This window comes from Piscinibacter sp. (genome assembly GCF_050175855.1).
GTDB lineage: Bacteria > Pseudomonadota > Gammaproteobacteria > Burkholderiales > Burkholderiaceae_C > Piscinibacter.
Genome location: NZ_JBFXIO010000211.1, coordinates 1 through 8,785, shown reverse-complemented (window position 1 = coordinate 8,785; position 8,785 = coordinate 1). Strand labels below are relative to the sequence as shown.

The 8,785-nt window shown below is 70.0% G+C and carries 8 protein-coding genes; all 8 read right to left on the bottom strand.

Annotated features, from left to right (window positions below; genetic code table 11):
* On the bottom strand, positions 1-920 hold a 920-nt coding region (locus AB7U92_RS15920), incomplete at its 3' end, for a DUF1800 family protein (RefSeq protein ID WP_428578840.1).
* 107 nt (positions 921-1,027) lie between these two features.
* Positions 1,028-2,536: a VWA domain-containing protein gene (locus AB7U92_RS15915; protein WP_428578837.1), complete on the bottom strand. Its 1,509-nt coding sequence runs from the start codon at positions 2,534-2,536 to the stop codon at positions 1,028-1,030.
* Positions 2,537-2,549: 13 nt separating this feature from the next.
* Positions 2,550-3,941: an AAA family ATPase gene (locus AB7U92_RS15910; RefSeq protein ID WP_428578834.1), complete on the bottom strand. Its 1,392-nt coding sequence runs from the start codon at positions 3,939-3,941 to the stop codon at positions 2,550-2,552.
* 45 nt (positions 3,942-3,986) lie between these two features.
* On the bottom strand, positions 3,987-4,148 hold the full coding sequence (locus tag AB7U92_RS15905; protein ID WP_428578831.1) for a hypothetical protein: 162 nt from the start codon (positions 4,146-4,148) through the stop codon (positions 3,987-3,989).
* 28 nt (positions 4,149-4,176) lie between these two features.
* Positions 4,177-5,526 carry an amidase gene (locus AB7U92_RS15900; protein WP_428578828.1) on the bottom strand — a complete coding sequence of 450 codons (1,350 nt, stop codon included), beginning with the start codon at positions 5,524-5,526 and terminating at the stop codon, positions 4,177-4,179.
* Positions 5,527-5,530: 4 nt separating this feature from the next.
* On the bottom strand, positions 5,531-6,877 hold the full coding sequence (locus tag AB7U92_RS15895) for a TRAP transporter large permease (protein WP_428578825.1): 1,347 nt from the start codon (positions 6,875-6,877) through the stop codon (positions 5,531-5,533).
* Positions 6,874-7,467 carry a TRAP transporter small permease subunit gene (locus AB7U92_RS15890; protein WP_428578822.1) on the bottom strand — a complete coding sequence of 198 codons (594 nt, stop codon included), beginning with the start codon at positions 7,465-7,467 and terminating at the stop codon, positions 6,874-6,876. The genes AB7U92_RS15895 and AB7U92_RS15890 overlap by 4 nt, the downstream gene beginning before the upstream one ends.
* A gap of 85 nt (positions 7,468-7,552) precedes the next feature.
* The gene (locus AB7U92_RS15885) at positions 7,553-8,596 is read right to left on the bottom strand and encodes a TRAP transporter substrate-binding protein (protein ID WP_428578819.1); all 1,044 of its coding nucleotides are present in this window, start codon (positions 8,594-8,596) and stop codon (positions 7,553-7,555) included.
* Positions 8,597-8,785 lie beyond the last annotated feature (189 nt).

The window sequence follows — 8,785 nt, the reverse complement described above, 5'->3', positions numbered from 1 at the left end:
CCGGTCAGCGCGTAGGCGTAGTTGCGCACTGTCTCGTTGCTGTAGGTGGGTGCGCAGGCGCCGCCCTTGAGCGTGCCGTCGGCGTTGAGCTCGCAGGTGCCGATCGAGAACAGCTGCAGCAGCTCGCGCGCGAAGTTCTCGTTCGGCGCGGCCTTGTCGTTGTTGGCGTTGTTGAGGAAGTCGCCCATCACCGGCGACAGCGTCACCTTCTTCAGCAGCTGCCGGTAGTTGCCGAAGGCGTTGTCCAGCATCGTGTTGTGGTAGTTGCGCAGGCCGTAGGTGCCCTCGACGTCGAGGTTGTTGACGACCAGGATCTGCTGCAGCGCGAAGGCCACGCGCTGGCGCAACTGGTCGGCGTTCTGCGTGGCGTTGCGGTAGAAGTCCCACACCAGCGGCTGGCTGGAGTACCAGTCGCGCCAGCAGTTGGGGCCGGCGTAGGCGGCCTGGTCGCAGAAGCCCGTGTTGCTGGTGTTCTTGTGGATCGCGTCGCCGTTGCCCGCGGTGTAGCGCGAGGCCGAGCGGCTCATCTGCGCGGCGAGCCAGGCGGCACGGCCTTGGGTGCGGATCTCGCTGACCAGCGCCTCGGTGGCACCGAAGGTGGATTGGTCGGCCAGCCGCCAGGCATCTCTCGCGCTGACGGGTGCGGGCGCGGGAGCCGGGGCCGGCGCGGGAGCGGGAGCGGCAGCGGGAGCCGGCGCGGGAGCGGGAGCGGGAGCCGGCGCGGGAGCGGGAGCGGGAGCCGGGGCAGGCCCAGGTGCAGGGGCCGGTGCTGGTGCGGGCGCCGGCGCTGGCGATCCGGCGGCCGGCGGCGCCGCGGTGTCGGATCCACCACCGCCGCCGCAGGCGGCCAGCAGCGCGGCCGCACCCGCCGCGGCGAACAAGCCGCGCAGCGAAGCGGCGGCCTCCAGGGTCTTGCGCATGACACTCCCTCGGCCGTCGTGGATGCGGCCTGTGGCGCGAACGATGCCGCAGCGGCGCGCCATGCCGGTGTCCAAAAGTGACGCCGGCGGAGCGCCGCATCAGCTTGTCACAGCTCGTCGTTCGGCCGAGACGGCGTCTTCCGTGCGGCCGTGGCTGCGGCCCGTGCGTTCAGCGCATTCGGGAAATACAGCGCCGTCAGGCTGGCGGTGTGCACCGGCACGAAGGCTTCGCGCTGCGGCGTGTCGCCGGCGAAGCGCCGCCAGTCGCGCAGCCAGAAGATGTCGTCGCAGGTCTGCAGCAGGCCGAGCGTCTCGCGGTCGCCGACCAGCACGCCCTGCACCCGCAAGCCCAGCTCGCCGCGCGCTTCCTCCAGGTGCTCGATCGTGGCCGGCGTGCAGCCGAACTCGCCGTCGCTGACGATCAGCAGGTCGGCGCTGCTCCAGCGCGCCTCGCGCACGCGCTGCACGGCGCGCTCGATCGGTGCCTGCACATCGGTGCCGCCATCGAAGCTCTGGCCGAGCAGGGCGAACAGCGCGTCGATGCCTTCGTGCGGCCGCTCGGTGGGGCGCAGGTCGCGCTCGACGATCTCGTCGGGCCCGCCAAAGGCGATCAGCAGGCAGCCGCGCCGCTCGCGGTGTGCGGTGCGCAGCGCCTCCAGCACCACCGCCTTGGCGATGTTCTCCGGCGCGCCCTGCATCGAGCCGGAGGTGTCGACCGCGAGGATGATCGGGCCGCGCTCCAGCCGATCCGGCTGCGGCGCGCTGCGCTGGCGCGCGCGGCCGTGCGGGTCGGGCACGAGGTCGATCAGCACCGCCTCGCTCTGGTAGGTGAGCAGCCGGCTCTCGGCCAGCTTCGCGCGCCACAGCTTGTGCAGCACCGGATGGCGGATCTGCATGGCCTCGCTGCCGAGCATGCGCTCCAGCCGGTCGGAGTGTCGGATGCCCATCAGCTCGCCCGGCGCGTCGGGCAGGCGCGTCTCGCGCTCGGTCAGTGGCAGCGGGCTGTCGTCGGGCACGGGGCGGACCACCGGCGCCGGCGGTCGCGCCGGATGATGGTGCGCGCGGCCCAGGCCGCGGATCAGCTCGGCCAGCGGCTGCAGGTGGGCGAGCAGGGCCGACAGCCGCTGCGCCTCGCGCCATTCGCGCGCGGTCAGGCGGCCGCGCAGTTCGTCCCAGCGCAGGTGGGCGAGGTCGCCCAGGCCCTGCATCAGCGCGAGCGCCTCTTCCCAGCCGCTCTTCTCGATATTCCATTCCGCGCGGAAGCCTTCGGCGCACTCGGCGATGGCCCGCTCGCGCGTCAGGCGCGGCTGCAGGTCGACGATGCGGTCGAGGTGCCAGCACATCGTGCGCAGCACCTGCTCGGCCAGCGCGGGCACGCCGCGCGCGAGCGCGGGCAGCTCGAGCTCGCCGATGGCCGCGCGCATCGGCGCGAGCGCGGCCGCGTCGCCGAAGTCGTGCGCTGCGTCGGGTAGGCGGCCGGCGTCGAGCGCGTCGAGCCAGGCGCGCAGGTCGGCCAGGCGCGCGGCGCTGTCGCCGCAGGCCGTGACCAGCCCCGGCAGCCACAGCTCGCGCGGCAGCGCCGCGAGGCGGTCGTAGGGTGCGTCCAGCGGCTGCATGCGGCCGCCCGACTCAGGCGCCGAGGGCGATCGGCTCGGGCGCTGAGGCCGGCTGCGCTTCGTCCACCGGCAGGGCGGCGAAGCCTTCGCGCACGGCCGCCAGCCGAGCGAGCAGCGATTCAAGCAGGCCGATCGTGTGCCGCCGGTTGGCGCGCAGCGTGGCGGCCAGCGACGGCGGCAGCCAGACACGGCCGGCGAGCGCCGCTTCCAGCGCGGCCAGCGACTCATGCAGCGCCGGCAGCGGCTCGCGCGCGCGCATCGCCACTTCGTCAAGCTGCGCCAGCCGCGCCGCCACGTGCACCGGGCTCCAGCGGCGGCGCATCGCGTCTTCGAGCGAAGCGGAGACGATGCGCAGCATGCCGCCCTCGCTTGCGCCGCCGATGGAACGGGCCAGTGCCAGCTTGCCGGCGGCGTCATCGCCGCCTTCGGCGGGCATCGAGAGCTCGATCTCGAGCTGCTTCTCGAAGGCCTCGACCGCATGCGTCAGCCAGGGTGCTTCCTGCAGCTCGGCCTGGGCAACCTCGCGCACGAACCAGCCATGCAGCGCGTCGATCTGCGCCGGCTGCGCGGCCACCACGTAGGGCACCAGCCAGAGGTCGAGCGCATCGACCGCATCGCGGCCCTCGGCGAGTGCGGCGCTGCGCAACAGGCCCACCAGTTGCCGCCAGCGGCGGTCGGACACGGCCATGCCCTGCGACTGTGCGAAGCCGCGCAGCGCCGCCAGCGCGGCCGTCACCTCGGCCGGCAGGGCGACCTGCTCGCGCGCGGCGAGCAGGCGCTGCAGTTCCCCGGCCGTGATCGGCTCGGCCGCGCCGGTGTCGGCGGTGGCTTCCGCGGGCAGCGCCAGCAGCGAGGCGAACGAGGCATCGCTGACCGGCGCCACCGGCACGCGCAGCAGGAAGCGGTCGTAGAAGGCCATCAGCGCCTCTTCGGCCGGCACCTCGTTGGTCGCGCCGACCACGCTGATCAGCGGCACGTGCAGCCGCGTGCTGCCGTTGTCGAACTCGCGCTCGTTGAGCAGCGTGAGCAGGGCGTTGAGGATGGCCGAGTTGGCCTTGAACACCTCGTCGAGGAAGGCGATGCTGGCGGTGGGCAGGTAACCGTCGACGAGCCGCTCGTAGCGGTCGTGCTCCAGCGCCTTCAGCGACAGCGGGCCGAACAGCTCCTCGGGGGTGGAGAAGCGCGTGAGCAGCCGCTCGAAGTAGCGCGCGCCGTCGAAGGCGCGGTGCAGCCGCCGTGCCAGCTCGCTCTTGGCCGTGCCCGGCGGGCCGATCAGCAGCACGTGTTCGCCGGCCAGCGCGGCCAGCAGCGCCAGCCGCACGGCGGTGTCGCGCTCGAGCAGCCCGGCTTCGAGCCGGGCCACCCGCGCGGCCAGCCGCGCGCGGTCGGTGGGGGCAGCGTTCATGGCCGCATTCTGGCCCCGATCAGGCCGGTGCGAACCCCGACAGCGTCAAGTGTCCTTCTCGTTGCGCGCCTGCCAGAGGTCGACCAGCATCAGCACGAGCCCGACGGCCACCACGCCGATGAGCGCGACCTCCTTGACCTTGATGATGATGCTGCCGAGGAAGAGGATCATCAGCAGCGCACCCAGCAGTCCGAACAGCAGCTTCATCGAAGACTCCAGCGACGGTTGATTCGGTTCACGAGCTTGCCTCCCGCACCAGGTGCGTGAGCCAGATCGCGGTGCGCAGCAGGCGGGCATCGTCGCCGTGCCGGCCGACCAGCTGAACGCCGAGCGGCAAGCCGTTCTCGCCGTGCAGCAGCGGCAGCGTCACGCAGGGCAGGCCCAGGTAGGTCCACAGCGTGCACATCAGGGGATCGCCGGTCGCCTCCAGCCCGGCCGGAGCCGTGCCCAGGGTCGCCGGCGTGAGCAGGGCGTCGAAGCTGTCGAAGACATTGTCGAAGGCTTCACGCAGCACCGGGATGTGCTCCACGGCGCGCCGATAGTCGACGGCGCTCACCTGCCGGCCCCGCTCGATCTGGCCGCGCAGCGAGGCTGACAGCTGCTCGCGCCCGCGTTCGTACTCAGCCTCGAACGAACCGGCCAGATCGGCCTCCATCACGAGCCGGTGCCTGCCGATCGCATCGGCCGAACTCGGCGGCAGCTCGAACGGCGCGATGCGCCCTTGCAGCACCGCGACGAGCTCTTCGAAGGCCGCCTGCGCATCGGGTGCGACGCGGTCCCAGAACGGGGTCGCCACCCAGGCCAGCGTGGGTGGCAGAGCCGGCTCCGCCTGCGCCGTGCGCAGCAGCGGCGGCGTGGCGCGCAAGCGCGTCATCGGGTCCGCCTCGTCGTGGCCCGCCAGAACCTGCGCGAGCAAGGCGACGTCCTCCACATCACGGCCGAACACGCCGATCGCGTCGAGCGGCGGCGACTGCGTCAGCACGCCGGTGCGTGGGATCATTCCTGCGCTCGGCTTGAAGCCGACCACACCGCAGAACGAGGCTGGCCGGATCACCGAGCCATTGGTCTGCGTACCAATAGCCAGCGGAACCATGCCGGCGGCCACTGCCGCGGCCGAGCCGCTGGAGGATCCGCCGGGCGTGTGCCCCGGGTGGTGCGGGTTGCGCGTCTTGCCGGGGGCATAGGTGGCCAGTTCGGTGGTCACCGTCTTGCCCATCACCAGCGCACCGGCCGCGCGCAGTGCCCGCACGACGGCGGCATCGCGCCGCGGCATGCGGCCCGCATGCAGGACGGTGCCGTTCTCGGTGGGCAGGTCGGCCGTGTCGATGATGTCCTTCACACCGACGGGCACGCCGAACAGCGCCGCGTCGGGCTCACCGAGCGCGTGCCGCTCGTCGGCCGCTTCCGCCTGCGCGAGCACGTGGGCACGATCCAGATGCGCCCAGGCCTGCACCTGTGGCTCGACCTCGTCGACGCGCGTCAGCAGCGCCTGAGCGTAGTCGCGCACGGCGAACTCTCCGGCCGCCATGCGGCGCGCGGCGTCGCGCGCGCTCAGCGCGACCAGGGTGGCGGTATCCAGGGTCATGTCGTCAACGGCTGTAGAGCAGCTCGGGCAGCCAGCTGGTCAGGCCAGGGAAGATGTACATCAGGGCCATGGCCACGAAGACCATCGACACGAAGGGCAGGCATCCCTTGAAGATCGTCACCAGCTGCACGTGGGGTGGTGCCACGCCCTTGAGGTAGTAGGCCGACATCGCCATCGGTGGAGTCAGGAACGAGGTCTGCAGGTTCAGCGCGACCAGGATGCCGAAGAAGATCGGGTCGACGTTGAAGTGCTCCAGCAGCGGCAGGAAGATGGGCACGAAGATGATGATGATCTCGCTCCACTCCAGCGGCCAACCCAGCACGAAGATGATCAGCTGAGTCAGCAGCAGGAAGGTCACGGTGTTCAGGTCCAGGCCGAGCACGAACTCCTTCACCAGCGCTTCGCCGCCGAGGTAGCTGAAGATCGACGAGAAGGTCCACGAGCCGATGAACAGGTAGCAGACCATCGCCGAAGTGCGCGCCGTCAGGTACACCGCCTCGCGCAGCTTGCCCCACGACATCGCCCGGTAGGCCACCGCGAGCAGCACCGATCCGAGTGCACCGATCGCGGCAGCCTCGCTGGGCGTGGCCAGGCCGAACAGGATGGCGCCCAGCACCGCCATGATCAGCGTGGCCAGCGGGACGAAGGCCTTGACCAGCAGCAGCAGCATCGAGAAGAAGTCCATGCGCCCTTCGTCCGCAGGCAGCGGGGGCATCAGGTTCCGGTTGAGCACCGCGCGCACTACCACGTAGACCATGTACAGGCCGGCGAGCAGGAAGCCCGGGATGAGCGCTGCCGCATAGAGCTTGACCACCGAGACGCCTGCCGTCGCGCCGTAGACGATCAGCATGATCGACGGCGGGATCAGGATGCCCAGCGTGCCGCCGGCGCAGATCACGCCGGCCGAGATGCCCTGGTCGTAACGCGCCTTGAGCATCGCCGGGAAGGCGAGCAGGCCCATCAGCGTGACCACCGCGCCGACGATGCCGGTCGCGGTGGCGAACAGGGCACAGGTCACCAGGGCGGCGATGGCCATCGCGCCCGGCACGCGCCGGAACGCCACCTGCAGGCTGAGGAACAGCTTGTCGAGGATGTTCGAGCGCTCGATCATGTACCCCATGAACAGGAACAGCGGGATGGCGACCAGGATGTCGCTGTTCATCACGCTGAAGGTGTTCTGGGTGAACAGGTAGAAGACGCGGTTGTCGAAGAACGCCTGGTCGGGTTGCCAGTAGGCGTAGAAGCCGAAGGCCACGCCCATCGCCATCAGCGTGAAGGCGATGGGGAACCCCAGCATGATGATGAAGATGAACAGGCCCAGCATCAGCAGGGCGAGCTGGGGGTTGGTCATGACTTGGCTCCGGAGGTCTCGGCGGGGGCGGCGTGCTCGTGAATCAGCTGGGCTTCGAGTTCCTCGACGTCATGCAGCCGCGGTGGCCACTGTCCTTCCTTCAGGCACAGCAGGCAGCGCAGCACTTCGGCGATGCCCTGCAGGGTCAGCAGCACACCGGCGACCGGGATGAGCATCTTCAGCGGCCACACCGGCACGCCGACCGGGCTGTTCACGCTGACCTCGCGGATCACGAAGGATTCGTGGCCGTAGCCCCAGCCGGCGATCACCAGCGCCAGCACGCCGGGGAAGAAGAAGATGAAGTAGAGGATCAGCTCGACGGTGGCCTGCGTGCGCGGCTTCCATCGACGGGAGAAGACGTCGGCGCGCACATGCCCGCCGCGAGACAGCGTGTAGGCCCCCGCCATGAGGAACAGGGACCCATACAGGATGTAGCTCAGGTCGAACGCCCAGCTGGTCGGGTCGCGCAGCACATAGCGCACGAAGACCTCGTAGCTGACGCCCAGCGTCAGGATGACGATGCACCACGCGAACGCATGGCCGACCGACTTGTTGAGCAGGTCGATGGTGCGAATCACACCGCGAATCATGGGAACTCCTCACGAAGAAGGGAGGCGCGCGGGCCTCCCTTCGTGGAATCGGGGCGGGCCGCCCGCAGCGGCCCCCCGCAGCCGATCAGGACATGCCCGGGATCTTGCCGTGCACGTGCTCGTAGCCAACGAGGTAGTCCGCCTCGTTGAGGAACATGTACTTGGCCACGCGCTTGGACCAGGCGCGCTGGCTGTCGACCACCTTCTTGAAGAACGGATCCTCGTCGGACAGCTTCTTGGTGACCACGTCCCAGGCCTTGATCTGCGCGTCGAAGATCGACTTGGGCGTGCGGATCACGTTGACCTTGTCCTTGTTGATCAGCTCGTCGAGATCCTTCGAGTAGTTGTCCATCGCCGTCCACCAGTTGGACGACGAGGCCGCCTCGGCGGCATAGCGCAGGATGGCCTGCAGGTCCTTGGGCAGCGAATCGTGCTTCTTGCGATTGAAGGCGATCTCGAAGAACTCCATGGCCTGGTGGAAGGAGCCCATCATGTAGTTCTTCGCCACGTCCTGCGCGCCGAAGCGGCGGTCGGAGGTCGGGTTGTTGAACTCGAAAGCCTCGATCACGCCACGGTCCATCGCCGGCACGATCTCGCCGCCGGGCAGCTGGGTGACCTTGACCCCCATCTCCTGCATGAGGTCGGCGGCCAGGCCGACGGTACGGTACTTCAGGCCCTTGAGGTCGTCGGCGTTCTTCAGCGGCTTCTTGAACCAGCCCAGCGGCTGGGTCGGCATCGGCATCGCGAAGTAGCCGACCACGTCGAGGTTGATCTTCTTCAGCAGCTCGTTGTAGAGCTCCAGGCCGCCGCCGCGGTAGATCCAGGCCAGGGTCTGCGGCGCATCGCAGCCGTTGATCGGGCCGGAGCCGAACAGCGAAGCCACCTTGCTCTTGCCGTACCAGTACACCGGCACGCCGTGGCAGGCGTCGAGCACGCCCTTGCTGGTGGCGTCCATCACCTCGAAGGGCTTGACCACCGCGCCGCCGACCAGGTAATCGATGCGCAGGCGGCCGCCGGCCATCTCGTTGACGCGCTTGACGTACTCCTCGGCCATCTCGTTGAAGATGTCCTTGGCGCCCCAGGCACCCTGCATCTTCAGCACGATGGGCGACTGCGCGACCGAGACCATCGGCGCGGTCAGCGCCGCGGCACCGGCGACGCCGCCGCCGAGCCGAGGAAGCGGCGGCGGGAAGGGCGGGTGTCGGCTGCGGCAGCCGGTTGCGTCACGCTCGGGATCTTCTCGGTCATCCTTGTCTCCATGCTCAGGTTGCATTCCACGGCGCTCGGCCGCCCAGGCAGGCACGCGTCGCCCACGGGC

Coding starts and splice junctions, on each gene's coding strand:
- AB7U92_RS15910 (WP_428578834.1), bottom strand. CDS start 3,941: ATGAACGCTGCCCCCACCGACCGCGCGCGGCTGGCCGCGCGGGTGGCC.
- AB7U92_RS15905 (WP_428578831.1), bottom strand. CDS start 4,148: ATGAAGCTGCTGTTCGGACTGCTGGGTGCGCTGCTGATGATCCTCTTC.
- AB7U92_RS15890 (WP_428578822.1), bottom strand. CDS start 7,467: ATGATTCGCGGTGTGATTCGCACCATCGACCTGCTCAACAAGTCGGTC.
- AB7U92_RS15915 (WP_428578837.1), bottom strand. CDS start 2,536: ATGCAGCCGCTGGACGCACCCTACGACCGCCTCGCGGCGCTGCCGCGC.
- AB7U92_RS15895 (WP_428578825.1), bottom strand. CDS start 6,877: ATGACCAACCCCCAGCTCGCCCTGCTGATGCTGGGCCTGTTCATCTTC.
- AB7U92_RS15885 (WP_428578819.1), bottom strand. CDS start 8,596: ATGGTCTCGGTCGCGCAGTCGCCCATCGTGCTGAAGATGCAGGGTGCC.
- AB7U92_RS15900 (WP_428578828.1), bottom strand. CDS start 5,526: ATGACCCTGGATACCGCCACCCTGGTCGCGCTGAGCGCGCGCGACGCC.